Annotated in this window: 20 protein-coding genes; 7 read left to right on the forward strand and 13 right to left on the reverse strand. The window is 68.6% G+C overall.

Annotated elements, in window-relative coordinates; translation table 11 throughout:
- Positions 1 to 166: 166 nt before the first annotated feature.
- The 4 genes from ABD156_RS46595 to ABD156_RS46610 all read right to left on the reverse strand — a co-directional run bounded on the left by ABD156_RS46595 (position 167) and on the right by ABD156_RS46610 (position 4,807).
- Positions 167 to 1,912: a hypothetical protein gene (locus ABD156_RS46595; RefSeq protein WP_344288464.1), complete on the reverse strand. Its 1,746-nt coding sequence runs from the start codon at positions 1,910 to 1,912 to the stop codon at positions 167 to 169.
- 182 nt (positions 1,913 to 2,094) lie between these two features.
- On the reverse strand, positions 2,095 to 3,237 hold the full coding sequence (locus tag ABD156_RS46600; protein WP_344288465.1) for a bifunctional RNase H/acid phosphatase: 1,143 nt from the start codon (positions 3,235 to 3,237) through the stop codon (positions 2,095 to 2,097).
- Positions 3,234 to 3,971 carry a zinc ribbon domain-containing protein gene (locus tag ABD156_RS46605; RefSeq protein ID WP_344288468.1) on the reverse strand — a complete coding sequence of 246 codons (738 nt, stop codon included), beginning with the start codon at positions 3,969 to 3,971 and terminating at the stop codon, positions 3,234 to 3,236. Before ABD156_RS46605 ends, ABD156_RS46600 begins: the two co-directional genes overlap by 4 nt.
- Before the next feature lie 17 nt (positions 3,972 to 3,988).
- A complete protein-coding gene (locus ABD156_RS46610; RefSeq protein WP_344288471.1) occupies positions 3,989 to 4,807 on the reverse strand; it encodes a Nif3-like dinuclear metal center hexameric protein in 819 nt (272 codons plus the stop codon).
- Positions 4,808 to 4,847: 40 nt separating this feature from the next.
- Between ABD156_RS46610 and ABD156_RS46615 the strand changes: the two genes are divergently transcribed.
- The 3 genes from ABD156_RS46615 to ABD156_RS46625 all read left to right on the forward strand — a co-directional run bounded on the left by ABD156_RS46615 (position 4,848) and on the right by ABD156_RS46625 (position 6,864).
- Positions 4,848 to 5,309, forward strand: a complete 462-nt coding sequence (locus ABD156_RS46615) for a low molecular weight protein-tyrosine-phosphatase (RefSeq protein ID WP_344288473.1) — start codon at positions 4,848 to 4,850, stop codon at positions 5,307 to 5,309.
- Between the two features lie 48 nt (positions 5,310 to 5,357).
- Positions 5,358 to 6,188, forward strand: a complete 831-nt coding sequence (locus ABD156_RS46620) for an SURF1 family cytochrome oxidase biogenesis protein (RefSeq protein ID WP_344288475.1) — start codon at positions 5,358 to 5,360, stop codon at positions 6,186 to 6,188.
- Positions 6,189 to 6,255: 67 nt separating this feature from the next.
- A complete protein-coding gene (locus ABD156_RS46625; RefSeq protein ID WP_344288477.1) occupies positions 6,256 to 6,864 on the forward strand; it encodes an FMN-binding negative transcriptional regulator in 609 nt (202 codons plus the stop codon).
- Between the two features lie 4 nt (positions 6,865 to 6,868).
- Here the strand turns inward: ABD156_RS46625 and ABD156_RS46630 are convergent, their stop codons facing one another.
- Together ABD156_RS46630 and ABD156_RS46635 are read right to left on the reverse strand one after the other, a co-directional pair.
- A complete protein-coding gene (locus ABD156_RS46630) occupies positions 6,869 to 7,768 on the reverse strand; it encodes a cobalamin biosynthesis protein CobD/CbiB (protein ID WP_344288479.1) in 900 nt (299 codons plus the stop codon).
- 25 nt (positions 7,769 to 7,793) lie between these two features.
- A complete protein-coding gene (locus ABD156_RS46635) occupies positions 7,794 to 8,477 on the reverse strand; it encodes a FadR/GntR family transcriptional regulator (protein ID WP_344288889.1) in 684 nt (227 codons plus the stop codon).
- Between the two features lie 126 nt (positions 8,478 to 8,603).
- On the opposite strand from ABD156_RS46635, the gene ABD156_RS46640 reads away from it, so the two are divergent.
- Both ABD156_RS46640 and ABD156_RS46645 read left to right on the forward strand, forming a co-directional pair.
- On the forward strand, positions 8,604 to 9,098 hold the full coding sequence (locus ABD156_RS46640) for a gluconokinase (protein WP_344288481.1): 495 nt from the start codon (positions 8,604 to 8,606) through the stop codon (positions 9,096 to 9,098).
- The gene (locus ABD156_RS46645; protein WP_344288483.1) at positions 9,095 to 10,462 is read left to right on the forward strand and encodes a GntT/GntP/DsdX family permease; all 1,368 of its coding nucleotides are present in this window, start codon (positions 9,095 to 9,097) and stop codon (positions 10,460 to 10,462) included. Before ABD156_RS46640 ends, ABD156_RS46645 begins: the two co-directional genes overlap by 4 nt.
- Positions 10,463 to 10,835: 373 nt before the next feature.
- On the opposite strand, the gene ABD156_RS46650 is transcribed toward ABD156_RS46645, so the two are convergent.
- A complete protein-coding gene (locus ABD156_RS46650) occupies positions 10,836 to 11,180 on the reverse strand; it encodes a peptidase inhibitor family I36 protein (protein ID WP_344288485.1) in 345 nt (114 codons plus the stop codon).
- A gap of 210 nt (positions 11,181 to 11,390) precedes the next feature.
- On the opposite strand from ABD156_RS46650, the gene ABD156_RS46655 reads away from it, so the two are divergent.
- Together ABD156_RS46655 and ABD156_RS46660 are read left to right on the forward strand one after the other, a co-directional pair.
- The gene (locus ABD156_RS46655) at positions 11,391 to 11,732 is read left to right on the forward strand and encodes an ArsR/SmtB family transcription factor (protein WP_344288486.1); all 342 of its coding nucleotides are present in this window, start codon (positions 11,391 to 11,393) and stop codon (positions 11,730 to 11,732) included.
- On the forward strand, positions 11,729 to 12,238 hold the full coding sequence (locus tag ABD156_RS46660; RefSeq protein WP_344288488.1) for an SRPBCC domain-containing protein: 510 nt from the start codon (positions 11,729 to 11,731) through the stop codon (positions 12,236 to 12,238). Before ABD156_RS46655 ends, ABD156_RS46660 begins: the two co-directional genes overlap by 4 nt.
- 41 nt (positions 12,239 to 12,279) lie before the next feature.
- Here ABD156_RS46660 and ABD156_RS46665 read toward each other — a convergent pair whose 3' ends face one another.
- Genes ABD156_RS46665 through ABD156_RS46690 form a run of 6 tightly spaced genes read right to left on the reverse strand, consistent with a single transcriptional unit; the run spans position 12,280 to position 19,023 of the window.
- Positions 12,280 to 13,260, reverse strand: a complete 981-nt coding sequence (locus ABD156_RS46665; RefSeq protein WP_344288490.1) for an N-acetylglucosamine kinase — start codon at positions 13,258 to 13,260, stop codon at positions 12,280 to 12,282.
- Positions 13,257 to 14,522, reverse strand: a complete 1,266-nt coding sequence (locus tag ABD156_RS46670) for a 6-phospho-beta-glucosidase (RefSeq protein WP_344288492.1) — start codon at positions 14,520 to 14,522, stop codon at positions 13,257 to 13,259. Before ABD156_RS46670 ends, ABD156_RS46665 begins: the two co-directional genes overlap by 4 nt.
- Positions 14,519 to 15,409 (reverse strand): carbohydrate ABC transporter permease, encoded by an 891-nt coding sequence (locus ABD156_RS46675; protein WP_344288494.1) that lies wholly within the window; start codon positions 15,407 to 15,409, stop codon positions 14,519 to 14,521. Before ABD156_RS46675 ends, ABD156_RS46670 begins: the two co-directional genes overlap by 4 nt.
- Positions 15,406 to 16,395 (reverse strand): carbohydrate ABC transporter permease, encoded by a 990-nt coding sequence (locus tag ABD156_RS46680; protein WP_344288496.1) that lies wholly within the window; start codon positions 16,393 to 16,395, stop codon positions 15,406 to 15,408. The genes ABD156_RS46675 and ABD156_RS46680 overlap by 4 nt, the downstream gene beginning before the upstream one ends.
- The gene (locus ABD156_RS46685) at positions 16,392 to 17,768 is read right to left on the reverse strand and encodes an extracellular solute-binding protein (RefSeq protein WP_344288498.1); all 1,377 of its coding nucleotides are present in this window, start codon (positions 17,766 to 17,768) and stop codon (positions 16,392 to 16,394) included. The genes ABD156_RS46680 and ABD156_RS46685 overlap by 4 nt, the downstream gene beginning before the upstream one ends.
- Before the next feature lie 25 nt (positions 17,769 to 17,793).
- On the reverse strand, positions 17,794 to 19,023 hold the full coding sequence (locus tag ABD156_RS46690; RefSeq protein WP_377926004.1) for an ROK family transcriptional regulator: 1,230 nt from the start codon (positions 19,021 to 19,023) through the stop codon (positions 17,794 to 17,796).
- Positions 19,024 to 19,164 lie beyond the last annotated feature (141 nt).

A 19,164-nucleotide genomic window follows, 5' to 3' on the forward strand; every position in this document is an offset into this window, starting at 1 on the left:
CCTCCACGCTCATCATCGTGACCCGCGGCTCGCTCCCGACGCTCCTGTGGCGACGGGTTGTCGTCCGGCACGGGCAACATCCGCCGGTGGGCGAGTTCCTGAGGCTCGGGGCGCTCACGACGCCGCTGTCGTTGGCGGCGGCCACCTGCGCACTATGGCTGGCGCTTTAGCCGCGCGGCGCGACCGTGCTGCCGCGCGACAACGTCGGACCACAGTCATCCAGACCGTCCCCGAACCGCTGCGCCTCCACGTTCATCATCGTGACCTGCGCATAGTGCTGAACCGCCGCGAGCTTCGCCGGATCGGTCACCGCGTCCTTGCGGACGAAGTCTCCCTGGCGCTTGCCCGGGCCGGGGTACACCAGGATCGGGACATAGTCCCGGTCGATGCGGGGGTCGATGCTGATCTCGTTGCCGTCCGCCCACGGGCCCCACGAGTGGATGAAGGTCGGCTTCACCGTGTCGAACACGTAGTTGCGCAGGCCGACGAGGTCTTCCTTGTGCGTGAGGTCCGCGATCGGCGCGTTGACCAGGCCGGCCATGTCGACCAGTTCCAGCCTGCTCGTCATCGACGAGCCGCCGAGGTCCGGCAGGAGCAGCGAAGCCTGCTGCAGGCCGAGCATGTCCGCGTAGGTGTTGAAACCGCGGCCGAACCGGTCGGCGATCAGGCACGCCGGCACGGTGGGGCTCTTGATGAACTCGTCGGACTGGTTCACGAACCCGATCGCCGACGGCACCGAGGCGGCCACGAGCACGAGAGCCGCGAGCGCGCGCCAGCGCACCTGGGTCAGCGAGCGCAGCAGCTCGGCGAACGCCATGACGCCGCACAGCGTGCCGAGCACCCACACCGGCGTCGCGAAGCGGTACTGCGCCATCCAGTCCGGAACCATCACGCCGTACGCGATGACGCCGAGCACGAGCGGCGTGACCAGCCCGAGCAGCGGACGCCGCCACGGTGCCTTGACCAGCGCCCACACGACCACCGCGACCAGCACGAGCGTCAGCGCGATACCGACGTACTCCACCAGCTGGTTCGGCCGGATGATCGACGCGAAGGTGGGCAGCCCCTGCTTCTTGGCGACCGACGGGTTGGCCAGCAGCCGGTGAAACTCCGTGTAGCGCCAGACGACGTAGCCGCCGAACAGCACGGCGAAGGCCGCGATGGACACCAGCGCGGAGCGGAGGCTGGGCCAGAAACCCTCGCGCTTCACGCCGAACAGCAGGACGATCGGGTACGCGCTGGCGTAGATCAGGCCTTCCGGCCGGGTCAGCGCGGCCGCGGCGACGAGCACGCCCGCGACGATCGCGACCTTGAACGACAGCGAGTTTTCCTTGCGCAGCGCGGTGAACAGCAGCGCCGCCAACGCGGTGGTGAAGAACGCGAACAGCGAGTTCTCCAGGCCGGAGACCACCCAGATCACGAACGACGGGATCGCCGCCAGCCCGAGGCCGGTGGCCAGCGTGATCGCCCACGCGTGCCTGCGGAACACCTGCCGGGCCACCAGGTGGCACAGCACCAGGATGCCCGCGGTGAAGAACAGGCCGAGCAGCTTGGGGAACAGCACGTAGTCCGGGATGCCGAACAACAGGCCCTTGTCGAAGAGGCCGACGACCTTGCCCAGCGCGAGCAGGATCATCCACGTCGGGTCGGAGAAGCCTTCCACCGGCGGCTGGCCGGGGGCCAGCACCGGGCCGAGCCCGTCGGCGACGCTGCGCGAGTAGGAGAACGTGATGGCCGCGTCGTCGACGATCCAGTGCCCGTAGCGGGTGGCGTGCCAGGCGACCGCGGCCACGCCGGCCAGCACGGCCAGCGTCGAGGCCAGCCAGCTGAGCTTGAACCGCGCGGGCGGATCGGTCGTCTCCTCCCCCGGCAGGTCTGGCTCCGATACTGCGGTGAGTGCGCTAGCCGTCATGTCCTCGTCACTGTTTCCACTTGCGGATGCTGCCGAAGAAACGCACGAGCCTGCGCCCCCCTTGAAGTCCCGGCCGGGACCAGCGCCGCGGCGCCGCGGTCGACACCGCACTCTAGCCAATACCTCATTCGGGGCGTTTCACACGTCATCCCCGACCGTGATCCACGTCACATCCGCACTGCTCAGGACAGATGCGAGATGTCGTTCACCAGCCGCACCGAGGCGTTGCCGTCGGGATAGAACTCGACGATCGACAGCGACGCCAGGTCGAGGTGCAGCCGGAACAGCAGCGACGACCCGGCGTCGAGCCCCATCCGCAGCAGGGTCTTGATCGGCGTCACGTGGCTGACCACGAGCACCGTGCGCCCGTCGTACTGCTCGACGAGGTCGCGGCGGGCCTTGCCGACCCGCTCGTGGACCGCGTCGAAGCTCTCGCCGCCGGGCGGCGGGCACGACGAATCGCTCAGCCAGCAGCGGTGCAGTTCCGGATCCCGTTGCGCGGCCTCGCCGAAGGTGAGGCCCTCCCATTCGCCGAAGTCGGTCTCGATGAGGCCGGGGTGCGTTTCGACCCGGCCGCCGAGCGCGTCGGCGACCGCCTGCGCGGTCTGCTTCGTGCGGATCAGCGGCGACGAGACGATCGGGGCCGGTTCGCCGTCCTCGCCGATCAGCCCCGGCATCGCGGCCAGCCGTTTGGCCGCCGCGGCGGCCTGGCCCCGGCCGTGTTCGGTGAGCGGGACGTCGCCGCGCCCGGAGTAGCGGCGGTCGACCGACATCTCGGTCTGGCCGTGGCGCAGCAGGAGCAGTTTGGTGGGCGTGCCGCGGGCTCCGGTCCAGCCCGCCGGGGACACCCGGTCCGGCTCGGAGACCTTGGCCTTCGGCCGCTTTTCGGCGACCGGGGCGGGCGAGGTGGCCCCGGACCCGGCGCTGTCCATCGCGACGTTCGCCAGCCGGTCCGCGTGCGAATTCTCCGCGCGCGGGATCCAGGTGTAGCCGACGCGGTCGAAACCCGCCGCGATCTCGCGCGCCTGCGCGGCCAGCGGCTGCAGCGCGGCGTGCTTGATCTTCCACCGCCCGGACATCTGCTCCACCACGAGCTTCGAGTCCATCCGGACGTCCACAATGGACACTCCGAGCTCGGCCGCGGCGGCGAGCCCGGCGACGAGCCCGGAGTACTCCGCGACGTTGTTCGTGGCGATGCCGAGGTATTCGTAGCGCTCGGCGAGGACTTCGCCGGTGGCCGCGTCCTTCACGACCGCGCCGTAGCCCGCCGGTCCCGGGTTGCCCCGGGATCCGCCGTCGGCCTCGACGATCGCCCGTTCGGTCACAGTCCCGACTCCAGCGTGCGGACCAGGATCGCGCCGCAGTTGTCGCACTGCACGACGCTGTCCTCGGCCGCGGCCTTGATCTCGGAGATGGTGTTGCGGTCGAGTTCGAGCTGGCAGGCGCCGCACCGGCGGGCCCGCAGCAGCGCCGCGCCGATGCCCTTGTGGTCGTAGACGCGGGTGTACAGCTTGAGCAGCGGCTCCGGGAACCGCGGCAGCAGCTTCGCGCGGTCCTCCTTGCGGCGGGCCTCGGTGGTGTCGAGGTCCTTGAACGCCTCGTCGCGGCGGCCGGCGGCGGCCTCGACAGCCTGCTGTGCCTTGTCGACCTCGGCGCTCGTGCGCTGCGCGTCCAGGCCCAGTGCCTCGCGCTGCTCCATCAGCTCCAGCAGGTCGTCCTCGAGCGCGCCCTTGCGGCGGCCGAGCGTCTGCAGTTCGTGCTCGATGTCGGTCATCTGCTTGGCCCCGACCGACCCGGATTCCAGCAGCTTGCGGTCGCGGTCCTCGCGCGCCCGCACCGATTCGACCTCTTTCTCCTGCCGGGCGATCTCCCGGTCGAGGTCCGACGTCGCGGTCTCGACGGACACGAGCGCGTCGCGCTTGTCCCGGACGGCCTTCTCCCCCGCCTCGATCTCGGCGAGCTCGGGCAAGGTGCGGCGGCGGTGCGCGACGCGCGAAAGCTCGGCGTCCACCTTCGCGAGTTCGAGCAGCTGACGCTGGACGGCGGGGTCGGCCTTCACTGTGCTCCCTGATTTAGTTACTGGGCGGTAGCGCGGATGGTCCACGGGTCGGTGCACCGCGTGGAGACGTGAGCTTCGACGGTACCCGCAAAGGCCGCGCCGACAAGGGCCGAGGCCTGTCCGCACCACGGCCACTCGCTGGCCCAGTGCGTCAAGCCGACCAGCGCGGGCACGGTTCCGGCCGCGGCGAGGTGTTCGCCGGCCGGATGGTGGCGCAGATCCGCGGTCACGTACGCGTCGACGCCCTCGGCCGTCGCCTTCGCGAGGTACGAGTCGCCCGCGCCGCCCGATACCGCGACGGTACGGATCGGCCGGTCCTCGTCGCCCGCGCCGAGCACGCCGGGCACGGTCGGCGGCAATGCGTCGGCGACCCGCTGGACGAACTGCGCGAACGGCTCCGCGGCGGGCAGGTGCCCGATCCGGCCGATCCCGGTGGCACCGCCGGGTTCGTGCGGGTCGAGCGGCCGGTCGACCACGAGCCCGATGGCCTCCGCGAGCGCGTCGGACACGCCGGGGTCGGCCGAGTCGGCGTTGGTGTGCGCGCAGTAGAGCGCGATGCCGCCGCGGATCATCCGGTGCACGAGCGAGCCCTTGGCGGTGTCCGCGGGAACGCCGTGCACACCGCGCAGCAGCAGCGGATGATGCGCGACGATCAACTGCGCGCCGATTTCCTCGGCCTCGGCGAGCGTCTCCTCGACCGGGTCGACGCAGAACAGCACGCGGGCGACGTCCTCGGCCGGGTCTCCGCAGACAAGCCCGACCGCGTCCCAGCTTTCCGCCAGCCGGGGCGGGTAACTGCGTTCGAGGACGGCGATGATCTCGGCTAATGCAGGCACCTGGGGATCCTCGCACGGTCGTTCTGAGAGACTGCCGACCATGCCCAAGCTGGTGTTTGTCTGCTCCGGAAACATCTGCCGCTCCCCGATGGCGGAGCTCGTCTTCCGCAAGAAGCTCGCCGACGCGGGCCTCACCGACGCCGTGGACGTGTCCAGCGCGGGAACCGGGCCGTGGCACGTCGGGGAGGCGGCTGACCGGCGGGCGCGCGCCACGTTGAAGGCGCACGGCTACCCCACCGAGCACATCGCGGCCGAGGTCAGCGACGAAGATCTCGAAGCCGATCTGCTGCTCGCCGCGGACGAGAGTCATCTGGGATTCCTGCAGTCCCGCGTCGAAGACCCTTCGCGGGTGCGGCTGCTGCGCTCCTTCGACCCGTCCGCTCCCGAAGGCGCCGAGGTGCCGGACCCCTATTACGGCGGCGACGGCGGCTTCGAGGACGTGCTCGGGATGATCGAGCGGAGCGTGCCGGGACTGCTGGACTGGGTCCGCGAACAGGCGTGACGTCCGGTCCGGGTGCGCGCACGGAACGCGACGGCCTACCGTAGAGGGGTGCGGTTGCGGTTTCTGCTCCGGCCGGGATGGCTGGCGTTGACAGTGGTGGTGTTCACCTTCGCCATCTGCTGTTACACGTTGCTGGCCCCGTGGCAGTTCCGCCGCGACGGCGAGCAGGTCACCCAGAACAACGCGCTGACCACGTCGTTCACCGCGAAGCCCGCGCCCGCGGCGCAGCTGCTGCCGCCCGGGACGAAGCCGGACAAGAACACCGAGTGGCACCTCGTGTCGATCACCGGCACGTACCTGCCTTCGGCGGAAGTCGTCGCGCGGCTGCGCACTGTGCAGGGCCAAGGCGCGTACGAGGTCCTCACGCCGCTTCGCGCCACCGACGGCACTGTGTACCTGATCGACCGCGGCTACGTCGGGCTCAGCAGCGACTCCGGTGTGCTCCCGTACGCGGCAGCGCCGGGTGGGCAGGTGACGGTCGTCGCGCGCGTGCGAAGCGACGAGACAGACCCGAAGAACCGCGACGCGTTCGCCGACGCCTCGACAAACGGGAAGCTGCAGAGCTACACCGTCGACTCACGCGTGGTCGCGAAGTCTTCCGGCCTCACCATCCGGCCGGGTTACTTCCAGCTCGACCAGAATCAGCCGGGCGTGCTCAGCGCGCTGCCGCTGCCGCAGCTGGAGTCGGGGCCGTACTTCTCGTACGCGCTGCAGTGGCTGGCCTTCGGCACGATGGCGTTGCTGGGCTGGCTGTACTTCACGATCCGCGAGCTGCGCCCGGGTGGCGCGCTGACGACCGAGCGCCCGCAGCGCGGCCGGCGCAAGTCCGTCGCGGAGATGCTCGCCGAAGAAGAGGACGAGTACACGCCGACCGCCTGAGTGGCCTGGTCGTTCTCCGGAAAAATGGCCCTTTGTCCGGGCCACTCGCGGCGCTGATACTGGCGGCATGCTGATCCACCCCTGGGACACCGCGGACGAGAACGAATGGCGGAACTGGCTCGCCGGACACGATTTCGGCGAACTGGTCGCCGGCGGCCGCGGCCGTGATCTCCCGGTAGTGGTGCCGACGCACTTCGTCTTCGACGGCGACGCGACCGTCCGCCTGCACCTCGCCCGGCCGAACCCGGTGTGGCCGCTGCTGGAGGAACACCCGCGCGCCCTGCTCACGGTGACCGGCGATTACACCTACATCCGCTCGGACTGGAATACCACCGACGATCCCGCGCTCGGCGTGCCCACTTCGTACTACGCGAGCGTGCAGCTGGCCTGCGACGTCCGGCTCGTCGACGATCCGGCGGAGAAGGCGGCGCTGCTGAACCACCAGCTGGCGCACTTCGAGCCGGACGGCAAGCGCACCCCGGTGTCCGCTGTGGACACTCCGGACCGGCGGCTGCTGCCCGGCATTCGCGGCATCGAGCTGACCGTCACCGAGGTGCGGGCGAAGTTCAAGTACGGCGGGAACAAGAAATCCGAGGACCGGCAGCGGATCGGGGCCCGGCTGTCCGAACGGGACGGTTTCGGCGACGCGGAGGCCATCGCGCACCTGAAACCCTGACGGCTCAGGGGTTTCGGCGACGCAATCCGGTCAGCACCGCGACGACCACCGACGTCCCGGCGGCCAGCCAACCGACCACTCGGGACAGTTCCACCGCGCGCGTGACGTGTCCGGCATCCGGATTCCGGCCCACCCCGAGCACCGGCAGCTCCACCACACCCTGCGGATACTCGGTCCGCCCGCCGACCCGAATCTCCAGCGCCCCGGCGAAAGCCGCCTCAACGCGACCGGCGTTCGGGCTCGGGTGCGCGATCGTGTCGCGGCGCCAAGCCCGCCACGCGCCACCCGCGGAACCGCCCACAACGGGCGCGCCCACAACGGTCAGCGCGGCGGCAACCCGGGTCGGCAGAAGGTGCACGAGCTCATCGAGCCGGTCGATAGCCCAGTGTCCAGGAAGCAGCCGCCGCAGCAGCCCGATCGTCCGCGCCGCCAGCAGCCCGGGCACGCCCGCGACCGCGCCCCACAGCAACGGCGTCACGACCACTTCGGACGTGTTCTCCGCCAAAGTTTCCACGGACGCACGGGAAAGCCCGATCGTCCCAAGCCCGTCGGTGACGCGCGGGTCCAGTTCGGACAGTGTGTCGCGCGCCGGTTCGAGACGGCCCTCTTCGAGATCGCGCGCCAGTTCCGTGCCCTGCGTCGCCAGCCCGGCCGCGCCGACGACCGCCCAGGTCGCCACCGCCGTCGCGGTCGCCTGCAGCACTGGGCTGCGGCGGCCAGTGCGCTCGACCAGCACGCCAGCCGCGACTGCCGCGCCAGCGATTCCGAGCCCGGTCGCGCGTCGGGAGCCAGTGGTGGCGACTACCTGACGGAAGGCGGTCACCGGCGGCCGTCGCCGCGGGTCGCCGAGTGCACCGTCGGCGGCCAAACCGAGAATCAAGCCGATCGCGCGCGCCGCGCTCACTTGCAGCCCCCCGAACGTGGACGATTCAGCCGCCGAGATTACTCGACACCGCGGCGGCGATTTCCTCGCGTGCCTGCTCCACGATGTCGCGCATCGCGCGTTCGGCGCGCACCGGGTCGGCGAGGTCGATCGCCTCCGCCACTTCGACGTGCAGCGCGACCGCCTCGGGCTGCGGTTCGTCCGGCATCAGGCCGTGCCCGGTGCGGCCGGCGAGCACTTCGGCAACCACTGAGGACAGCTGCGCGAACATCGGATTCCGCGACGCCGACAGCAGCAGATCGTGGAATGCGACGTCGTGGCCAAGGAAGGTGTCGAGGTCACGAGCGCGCGCCGTGCGCTGGAGATGCACCGCCAGCGCGCGCAGCCGTCCGCGTTCCTCCGGGGTCGCCCGGATCGCGGCGAACCGGGCGGCGCACGGCTCGACGGCCGAGCGCAGTTCGGTCAGCGTGCGCAGCGCGGCCGGCCGGTCCGCGCCGTCGAGCTGCCAGCGGATCAACCTCGGGTCATAGTGGTTCCACTCGGCCGGCTCGCGGACGGTGACCCCGACGCGGCGGCGGCTGCTGGTCAACCCCATCGTCTCGAGGACCCGCACCACCTCGCGGGCCACGGTCCGCGAAGTCCCGTACCGCTCCTGCAACTCCTCGGAGCGCAACACCGCGCCCGGCGCCAGCTCGCCGCTCGCGATGGCCGCGCCGAGCTCGTCGAGCATCTCCTCGTGCCGATCAGTCCCCACCGCGTTAACCTAGCGCTCTGACTCGATTAAGTACTACTTCTTCTTGATTAAGTAGTACTTTTGAGTTTGACTCTCCAGAGCACAAAGACGTGGGAGGTGCGGATGACGGTCATCGTGGTGATGGGCGTATCGGGCTCGGGCAAGACGACGGTCGGCACAGCGATCGCGGAGCGGCTCGGGACCGTGTACGCCGAGGCAGACACCTTCCACCCGCGGGCGAACATCGAAAAGATGACCGCCGGGATCCCGCTGACCGACGAGGACCGGGCGCCGTGGCTCGCGTCGATCGCGACCTGGATCGGGAAGCACCATGAAAACGGCGCGGTCGTGAGTTCGTCCGCGCTGAAGCGGCGCTACCGCGACGTGCTCCGCGGCGGCGGGGACGTCTGGTTCCTGCACCTGCACGGCTCGCGCGACCTGCTGGCCGAGCGGATGAAGACCCGCACCGGCCACTTCATGCCGGTCTCGCTGCTCGATTCCCAGCTCGCCGATCTCGAACCGCTGGAAGCGGACGAGCCGGGAGTGACCCTCGACATCAGCCGCCCGCCCGCCGACCTCGTCGCGTCGGCGCTGAAAGCGTTCCAGGAGCGCGCATGACCACCCTCGCCGCCGGCTGGACCGGCCACGACACCCGCCTGATCCTCGCCACGGTGCTCGCCATCGCCGTGATCGTGGTGCTGATCAGCAAGGTGAAACTGCACCCGCTGCTCGCGCTGACGCTGGGCTCCGGCGTGCTCGGCCTGGTCGCCGGAATGCCGGTGGACAAGCTGCTGAAGAGCTTCACCAACGGCGTCGGCAGCACTGTCGCGTCCGTCGGCGTCTTGATCGCTTTCGGGGCCATGCTGGGCAAACTGCTCGCCGATTCCGGCGGCGCGGACCGGATCGTGGACACCGTGCTCGGCCGGGTCCGCGGCGGCGGGCTGCCGTGGGCGATGGCGCTGGTGGCCGCGCTGATCGGGCTGCCGATGTTCTTCGAGATCGGCCTCGTGATGCTGATCCCGGTGGTGCTGCTGGTCGCCAAGCGCAGCGGGAAACCGGTGCTGCTGCTGGGAATCCCGGCGCTGGCCGGGCTGTCGGTGCTGCACGGCCTGATCCCGCCGCACCCCGGCCCGCTGGCCGCCGCCGGTTCGCTGAACGCCAACGTCGGCCTCACCCTGGGCCTCGGCCTGCTGGTCGGCCTTCCGACGGTGATCATCGCCGGTCCGCTGTTCGGCCGTCTCGCCGCGAAGATGGTGCCCGACGCCGCGCCGCCCGCCCGGCTGGTCCCGGAATCCGAAGGCACCGACGAAAAGCACCGCCCGAGCTTCTTCGCGACGCTGTCCACTGTGCTGCTGCCGGTCGTCCTGATGCTGGCCAAGGCACTCGCGGACATCCTGGCGGACAAGGGAAATCCGGCCCGCCGCGTCCTCGACTTCATCGGCGACCCGCTCGTCGCGCTGCTGCTGGCGGTCCTCGTCGGCATGGTCGTGCTGGGCCGCCCGGCGCGGCTGAACCGGGAACGGCTGTCGTCGATCATCGGCGATTCCCTCGCCCCGATCGCCGGGATCATGCTGATCGTGGCCGCGGGCGGCGGGTTCAAGCAGACCCTCGTGGACGCCGGGGTCGGCGACGTCATCACCAGCCTGTCCAAGGGCGCGCACCTGTCGCCGCTGCTGCTCGGCTGGCTGGTCGCGGTGGCGATCCGCCTGGCGACAGGCTCGGCAACGGTCGCGACGGTCTCCGCGGCGGGCATCGTGGCCCCGCTGGCCGCGACCCTCGACCCGACGCACAACGCACTTCTGGTGCTGGCCATCGGCGCCGGTTCGCTCTTCTTCTCGCACCTGAACGACGCCGGGTTCTGGCTGGTCAAGGAGTACTTCGGGATGTCGGTCGGGCAGACGCTGAAGAGCTGGTCGGTGATGGAGACGGTGATCTCGGTGGTGGCGATCGCGTTGATCTTGCCGCTGGGCGCGTTGCTTTAGCGCTGGTTGATTCCCTTCACGGACGCGGCGGGGCTTCCGGTGGCGGAAGTCGCGCCGCGTCCGTTCGGCCCACCTCGCTAACGGTCGAAATCGCCGGTGGAGCCGATTGCCAACTGGGTGCCGGTGTGACTGCTGTACAGCTCACCGGTCGCGAGAAAGGTGTAGTGGCCGCTCACTCCGCTGACCTTGGGTGTCCAGCACACCCGCTGGAACGCACCCACGTTGAGCTTTTCCCGAAACCCGAGATAGCCCCAATAGTTGCGCGATCGCCTAGGCCGAAGGCGCGACCGCTACCGCGGCCGAACACAGCAGCCCGAGCACCGTCGCCATCTTCACCGCATTCTTCATTTCTCGTCCCCCCTTGATTCCTGCCTCATGCGCACGATCTGAGCGAACTGATCACGTTGTCGAAGCTGTAGCGCGGACCAAGCGGGCCTTGCCACTCCACCGAAATTCGCAACGAACCGCCCGAGTAACCCGAGTCCCGGTAGACGCACCACACGCTCGTGGTGCGGTTCCACACATACGAGACCTGATCGTTGAAAACGTGCCCGTTGATGGGTTTCGCGAGATCGGACGAGCCGAGCTGGAACTTGGCGAAGTGCCCGGTCGCGTTCGGCTCCTCCCAAACGCAGAAATAGTCGTCGGGACAATCATGCAGGTCCGCCGCACTGGCGTACGCCGCCGAAGGCAAGATCACCGCGGCAATGGCCGACATGACAATGAAAAGAATCCTCGTTCGACGCACATTTCCCCCATCTTCGCTGTCGCGACTCCCCCAGCGGGCCAGCAAACCAGAAGGTACCGCCCGGACGCCGTCATGTGACGCATCCATACCAAACGTCACCCGTACGGCCGTCGACGAGATTCGCGCACCCCTCCGTCCCGCTGGTTGACATGTGACCTTTTGGTCACCTATTCTCGGTGCGTGCCCGACGAGGACCTGGTTTTCAAGGCTCTGGCGGATCCGACCCGCCGGTTCCTGCTCGACCTGCTCTACGCGCGTGACGGCCGCACGCTCACCGAGCTGGAGTCCGAAGTGGACATGTCCCGGTTCGGGGTGATGAAACACCTCAAGCTGCTCGAGGAGGCCGAGCTGGTCACCTCGCGCAAGGAGGGGCGGGAGAAGCGGCATTTCCTGAACCCGATCCCGATCCGGCAGATCCACGACCGCTGGATCGACAAGTACACCGCACACCACACCTCGGCGCTGCTGGACCTCAAGGCCCGGCTCGAAGCCGAAGAAACCGTTAAGGAGCCGGAAAAATGAGCGACACCACGACCGTTCAGGTCAACCGCGTGTACATCAAGGCCACCCCGCAGGCGGTGTGGGACGCCATCACGAAGCCGGAATGGACCCAGAAGTACGGCTACACCGGCCTGGCCGACTACGACCTCAAGCGCGGTGGCAAGCACCGCACGAAGCCGACCCAGGAGTTCATCGACTCAGGATTCACCAGCGATCTCCTCGACGGCGAAGTGCTGGAGGTCGATCCGCCGCGCAAGCTGGTGGTCACGTGGAAACTGCAGATGGATCCGAGTCTCGTCGCCGAGCCGTACACCACGGTCACCTACGACATCGAGCAAACGCAGACCGCGGGCACCCGGCTCACCGTCACCCACGACGTCACCGGCGCGCCGAACCACGCGGCTCTCGTGTCCGGCCAGCACGAGGACGTCAACGCCGGCCCGGGCGAGAACGCGGGCGGCGGCTGGGCGTGGATCCTGTCCGACCTGAAGTCGGTCCTCGAGACCGGCAAGGGCATCGCAGCCTGACGCGAAGGGGTGGCTGCCTTGCTCGGGCAGCCACCCCGCTGTCACGCGCGTTGCGTCGCGGCTTTCAGCGCGGCTTTCGCCGACGCCGGTGCGCCGAGTTTGTCCAAACCGAACAGTGCGGCTCCGACCACCGGGTTCACCTCCACCACGCGCACTTGCGCCCGCGGTGCGACCTTCAGGCAGCGCCGTTCGATGTCCGCGATCACCGGCGCGCCGACACCGGTCAGCACACCGCCGCCGAGGATGACCTCGGGAGCGGACGTCGTGAGGTCCAGCCGGCGCATGATCGCGGCCACCAGAAGGCTCACTTCCTCGGCGAACCGCGTCACGACGTCCTGTGCGACCTCGTCACCGGACGCGGCCACCTCGAACAACAGCGGGCAGAGGCCGTGGATCTTCGCGGCGTCGATTTCCTCGAAGTGCAAGCCCTGCACCACATCCAGCAGGTTCGAAGCACCGAAGTACTCCGCCACCGCCGATTCCAACGCAGTCCGCGGACCACGGCCGTCTTCCGCGCGGACGGCCCACCACAGGGCTTCTTCGCCCAGCCGGTAGCCGCCGCCCCAGTCGCCGGAGACCTTGCCCAGCGCGGGAAAACGGTACGAACGGCCGTCCGCGGCGAAGCCAGCGCCGTTGATTCCCGCGCCGCACACCACAGCTACCCCGGTGCCGTCGGAACTTCCGGCCCTTAGCAGCGCCAGCACGTCGTTGCCGACGTCCAAAGTGGAGCTCCAGCCGCGCGCCGACAAAGCCTTGTGCAGCGCCTCTTCTTCCCGGGGGAAGTCGAGTCCGGCCAGGTACGCCGAGGTGTGCACGGCGAATGGCGGCTCGGTCGAAAGCCCGCCGGCACGGAGGGCTTCGTGGACGAATTCCTCAAGTGCGGCAACGCATCCGTCGACGCCGACGCGCTGGGGAGAAACGCCGGGGCCGCGGGAGGCGCCGAGCACGACACCGTCCCGCGAAACCACCAGCACCTCGGTCTTGCTGTTCCCACCGTCGATCGCGACGACGGTGTCGCTCATGCCCGCGCCCAGGGCAGGAAATCCCGGTTGCGTGCGACGAGTTCGTCCGCGAGCTTGTCCGCCTTCGTGTACTGGCCGACCAGCGGATGCGCGAGCAGCGCGTCCGCGACCCGGTCCCGGCCGCCCTTGATCGCGGCGTCCAGGGCCAGGTACTCATACGCCGTGACCCCGGCGATCAGCCCGGCGAACCGCGGGTCGACCGGAGCCTGCGGGATCGGGGTCGCGCCTGCGGAATCCACAGTGGACGAAACCTCGATCACCGCGTCGTCCGGCAGGAAGTTGAACGTGCCGTTGTTGCGGACGTTCACCACGTGTTCCTCGGCGCCACCGCCGGAGGTGAGCGCGTGCACGAGCTGCACCGCCGCCTCCGAGTAGTACGCGCCGCCGCGCTTCTCCAGCGACTCCGGCTTCGTGACCTGCTCCGGGTCGAGGTAGATCTTCAGCAGTTCTTCCTCGACGTCGCTGACCACCTCGGCGCGCGGACGCTCGGTCTGCTGCTTCGCGACCTGCGCGTCGTGCGAGTAGTAGTACTTGAGGTAGTACGACGGCACGGCCTGCATCCGCTGCATCCAGTCGACCGGCACGCTGACCTCTTCGCCGAGGTATTCCGCGTGCTGGGCGAGGAGTTCCGGCAGCCGGTCGACGCCGTCGACCAGGACGCCGCGTTCCCAGCTCAGGTGGTTCAGTCCAGTGTGGACCAGCTTGACGTCGCCGGTCGAAGCGCCGAGCAGCTTCGCGAACTTGCGCTGCAGGTTGATCGCGACGTTGCACAGCCCGACCGCCCGGTGGCCCTCCTGCAGCAGCGCGCGGGTGACGATGCCGACCGGGTTGGTGAAGTTGACGATCCAGGTGTCGTCACCGGCGACCTTGCGCACGCGCTCGGCGATGTCGAGGACCACCGGCACCGTGCGCAGCGCCTTCGCCAGGCCGCCCGCACCGGTCGTTTCCTGGCCGACACAACCGCACAGATGCGGGAACGTCTCGTCCGACGCACGGGCCTTCTGCCCGCCGACGCGCAGCTGGATGAGGACCGCCGACGCGCCGTCGACGCCCTCCTCCAGATTCGCGGTGGTGCGCACGCGGGCCGAGTGCCCCGCGTGGTTCAGCAGCCGCTGGCTGAAATCGCCGACCGCCTCGACCCGGTAGGCGTCCGGGTCGATCAGCACGATCTCGTCGACGTCGAGCGAGGCCCGCCGCCCGGCGATGCCGTCGATCAGCTCCGGCGTGTAGGTGGACCCACCGCCGACCACTGCCAGTTTCATCCCTTGACTCCCGTGAACGTGATGCCCTTGACGAACGACTTCTGCGCGAACACGAACAGCACGATCACCGGCAGCATGATCAGCGCGGTGGCGGCCATCGTGAGGTTCCATTCGACGTGGTGCATGCCTCGGAAGGACGCGATCGCCAGTGAAAGCGGCCAGTTGTCTTTGTTCTCGCCCGTGTAGAGCAGCGGGCCGAAATAGTCGTTCCAGGTGAACAGGAAGCAGAACATCGCGGTGGCCGCGATCCCCGGCTTCGCCATCGGGATCAGCACCCGCGTGAGCACCCGGAACTCGTTGCAGCCGTCGATCTTCGCCGCTTCGAGATAGTCCTTCGGAATGGTGAGGAAGAACTGCCGCAGCAGGAAGATCGAGAAGGCGTCGAAGAAGAAGTACGGCACGATAAGCGGCACCAGAGTGCCGGTGAACCCGAGCCGCACCCACAGGTCGTACAGCGGAACAACGGTGACCTGGGGCGGCAGCATCATCGCGACGACGACGAGCATGAAGCACAGGTTTTGCCCGCGCCACCGCAGTTTCGCCAGCCCGTACGCCGCCGGGATCGCCGAGAGCAGCGCCCCGATCGTCGCCAGCGCCGAGTACAGGAAGCTGTTGCCGAAGTACTCCAGCAACGGAGCCTTCCGGAACACCTCGACGAAGTTCTCGAAATGCCATTCGGTCGGCCACAGGCTGGAGGTCATCGCCTGGTCGCTCTTCATCACCGAGGTGAGGAAGACGAACAGCAGCGGCAGCATGAAGATCAGGCCGAGCGCGATGCCGACCGCGTGGGTGGCCACAAAGGACAGTTTCTTGTCCCAGCGCCGCTTGAACTTCTCCCGCGGATGCACCGGAGGAGCCGGACGCGGCGGTGCCGAAAGCGTCGTCATGCTCCGTCCTCCTGATGTTGCGTCTTACGCATCTGCCGAACCAGAATCCAGGTGAAACCAGCGGAAACCAGGAACAGCAGCACGGCCATCGCCGCCGCGTAACCCATGTTGAAATACCGGAAACCCTGCACGTACAACCAGATCGGATACGTCAGCGTCGAGTTTTCCGGCGCACCGATCAGTTTCGAGTTCCCGGCGACGTCCGCCGTTCCCGCGGAAGCGGACGCGGCGACAATCGCTTGAGTGAAGAACTGCAGCGCGTAAATCATCGAGTTGACCACGCCGAACAGCAGCACCGGCGAGATCGACGGCAGCGTCACGTGCCAGAACCGGCGAATCGGGCCGGCCCCGTCGAGTTCCGCGGCCTCGTACTGCTCCTGCGGAACGTCCAGCAACGCGGCCAGAATGATGATCATCAGCTCGCCCGAACCCCACAGCGCGAGCAGGGTCAGCGCGGGCTTCGACATTTCCGGGCTGTTGAACCACAGTCCGCCGTCGATGCCCACGAGCCGCAGGAACCGGTTCACCGGACCGAATTCCGGGTTGAACACGAAGACGAACGCGAGCGTCGCCGCCGCGGGCGGGGCAAGTGCGGGCAGATAGCAGAGCGTGCGGACGATGCCGACGCCCGACTTCAGCCGCGAAATCACCGACGCGACGCCGAGCGAGAACAGCACCCGGCAGATCGTCAGGATGATCACCAGCCACAACGTGTTGTACGCGGCGGTTTTCACCAGCGGTTCGCTGGTGAACATGCGCACGTAGTTGTCGAACCCGATCCACTGTGGAGGGTTGATCAGGTCGTAGCGGGTGAACGAGTAGAACAGCGTCGCGCCGAGCGGGTAGGCGAAAAAGATGAGGAACCCGAGGGTCGCCGGCGCCATGAACCAGAACACCGTGCGCCTGCGCTTGGCCCGGGGAGACCCCCTCCGCGCCTGGTTCGGCGCGGAGGAGGTTCCGGATTCCGCCGCGGTCAGCGTGGTCATCCGCCGGAGCCCTTCTGCGCCAGCTCGTCGTTGATCTGCGCGTCGACCTTCTTGAGGCCCGCGTCCAGATCGGGGACCGACCCGGCCTGCCACTTCTCGGCGAAGTCGTTGACCGCCTTGAGGAACGCGTCGCCGATCGGCGTGGTCGGGTTGGCGACCAGCTTGCCGCTGTTGTAGATGTCGGTGAAGGTCTTGAACTGCGGCGGCATCTTCAGATTCGGCGAGTTCAGCGAATCCTTGGTGCTGGGCACGTTGTTCAGGCCGTTGGCCATCTCGACGAGAGTGTCGGTGTCGAGCGAGGCCTGCTTGATCAGCTCCCACGCCGCGCCGGGGTTCTTCGCGCCCTTCGGGATCGCGATGATCGTGCCGGTGCCGAACCCGCCGCCGTACTGGCCGGCCAGGCTGTCGAGCACCGGAGCGGGCGCGGTGCCGTAGTCGAGCGAGGGCACCTGGTCCTTGAGGAACGCGGTGCGGAACTCGCCGTCGTAGATCATCGACAGCTTGCCGGTCTGGAAGCCGTTGTCCTTCGAGTACTCGTCACCGAGGCCGGCCTTGAACTTCTCGACCTTCTCGTGCCCGCCGTAGAAGTCGATGAGCTTCTTCTGGAATTCGAACATCTCCTTCCAGCCGGGGCTGGAAGCGAGCGACGACTTGCCGTCCGGGCCCATGAACTTGGCCCCGAAGTTCGGCGCCCAGTACTGCGCCTGGTTGGCGTAGAACGGCATCGACGGCAGGAAGCCCGCGGTCTTGATCGAACCGTCCGGGTTGAACTCGGTGAGCTTCTTGACGTCCTCGAACAGTTCCGTGGTGTTCTTCGGCGGGCCGGCGATGCCCTTGGCCGCGAACTGCGTCTTGTTGTAGAAGAACCCGTACACGTCCGCGAGCATCGGCATCGCGCACCGCTTGCCCTGGTACGACGTGTAGTCGCGGACCGCCTGCGGGATCTGCTCGAGGTCGACCTTGTCCCGCTCGATGTAGGGCTTCAGGTCCTGGAAGCTGCCGGTCGAGCACCACGCGCCGAGGTTGTCGGTGTAGAACGAGATCGCCACGTCCGGCGGGTTGCCGCCGCGGATCGACTGGGTGAGCTTGTCGTCGTCCTGGTTCCCCTCGTGCTTGATGGTGATGTTGGGGAACTTCGCCTTGAGCTTGTCCAGCGCCTTCGTGACCACGCCGTACTCGCGGTCGGTGAACTTGCTGTAGACGGTGATGGTGAGCTTGTCGTCCTTGTTCGGCGGCGCCGCGGCGTCGCCGCCTCCTGCGGGCGCGGCGGCACCGCACGCGGCGGTGGCCAGCAGCGTGCTCGCCGCGACGGCGCTGAGCAGCAGAGACCCGCGCTTGCGCGCGATTCTCCGGATGCGGGTGGGAGCGGACATGAACCCTCCTGTCCTTCGGGTGGGTCTACTCGGTCGGGGACGGGGCTTGCTCTCCGGCGGACCGACGCGGCCCGAGGAGCGTGGGGGTGACGACGCCGAAGACGTCTTCACGGGCGGTGGCGAGCGCGGACTGCAACGCACCGGCGCGCACCGCGTTGCCCTGCACCGAAGCGACGCCGACGGGCGTGCGCGGCAGGACCAGTTCGTGCAGCTTTTCCGCGACGATCCCGGCGAACTCGTCGCCGCCGGCGCGGCTGGTCTCACCGCACAGCAGGATGAGCTGCGGGTCGGCGACCGCGACGAGGCTCGCGACTCCGCTGGCGACGCGGCGCGCGAGATCGTCCAGAAACCCAACGTGCGCCGTGTGCCGCGCCTGGGTGACGGCGTCCCATCCGCTGTCCGCGGAGATGCCGTGCGCCTTGGCGAGCCGGGTGATCGCGGACGAGTCGACCAGGTTTCCGAACCGCGCGCCGGCGGACGGCCAGCTGTCGCCAGTGTCCACAGTGGCCGGATCGGGAACGCGCATCCAGTCGATCTCGCCGCCGCCACCGGTCGCGCCGCGCAGCAGCCGCCGTCCGATGACGACCGCACCGCCGACGCCTTCGGACAGCCAGACCAGCACGAAGTCGTCGACGTCACGGGCGTTGCCGACAGTCATTTCCTCAACCGCGACAAGGTTTACGTCGTTCTCAATCTTGACTGTGACGCCGAGTTCGTCGCTCAGCCGCGCCGGCACATTGAACCCGAGCCAGCCCGGGATGTGCGGGGCCGAGGACAGCAATCCGGTGCGCGGATCGAACGCACCCTGGGCGCCGATGACGACATTGGCCAGATCGTCGAGCTGCATGCCCGCGGCCTTGGTGACCCGGCGCAGGGCTTGCCCGAACGACCCGACAACATCCGCGTCCTCGGCCACCGGAAGCTGCACGCGGTACTCGGCGAGCACGGCCCCGGCGACGTCGGCGACCACGAAGTCCGCGACCCGCGGGGTGAGATCGACGGCCGCGACGTGCGCGAGCCCGCCGTTGACCGCCCACAGCTGAGCGCGCGGCCCGCGTCCGCCACCAGCCCGCTCCCCCGCCTTGCCGACGAGATTGTCCTGCTCAAGCCGGGTAAGCAACTGCGCGGTGGCCGGTTTGGACAGCCCGATGGCGGCCTCCAGCTCGGCCCGCGTGAGCGGCCCGTTCCGCAGCAACGCCTCGATCGCCGCGCGGTCGTTCATCTCGCGCAACGTTCGCGGACTGCCGGCTCGCACCTGACTGCTCCTTTATTAGGAAACTTTACAGACGGTTTTCCGGGACTGTAGTGAGCGCGGCCACACGCCGTCAATGGGCTAGGGAAACGGCGGGGTAACGGCTTGATACCGCGGAATGTCGGCGACCGGCACAGGGTGACC

It is taken from the genome of Amycolatopsis albidoflavus (assembly GCF_039525725.1).
Classification (GTDB): domain Bacteria; phylum Actinomycetota; class Actinomycetes; order Mycobacteriales; family Pseudonocardiaceae; genus Amycolatopsis; species Amycolatopsis albidoflava.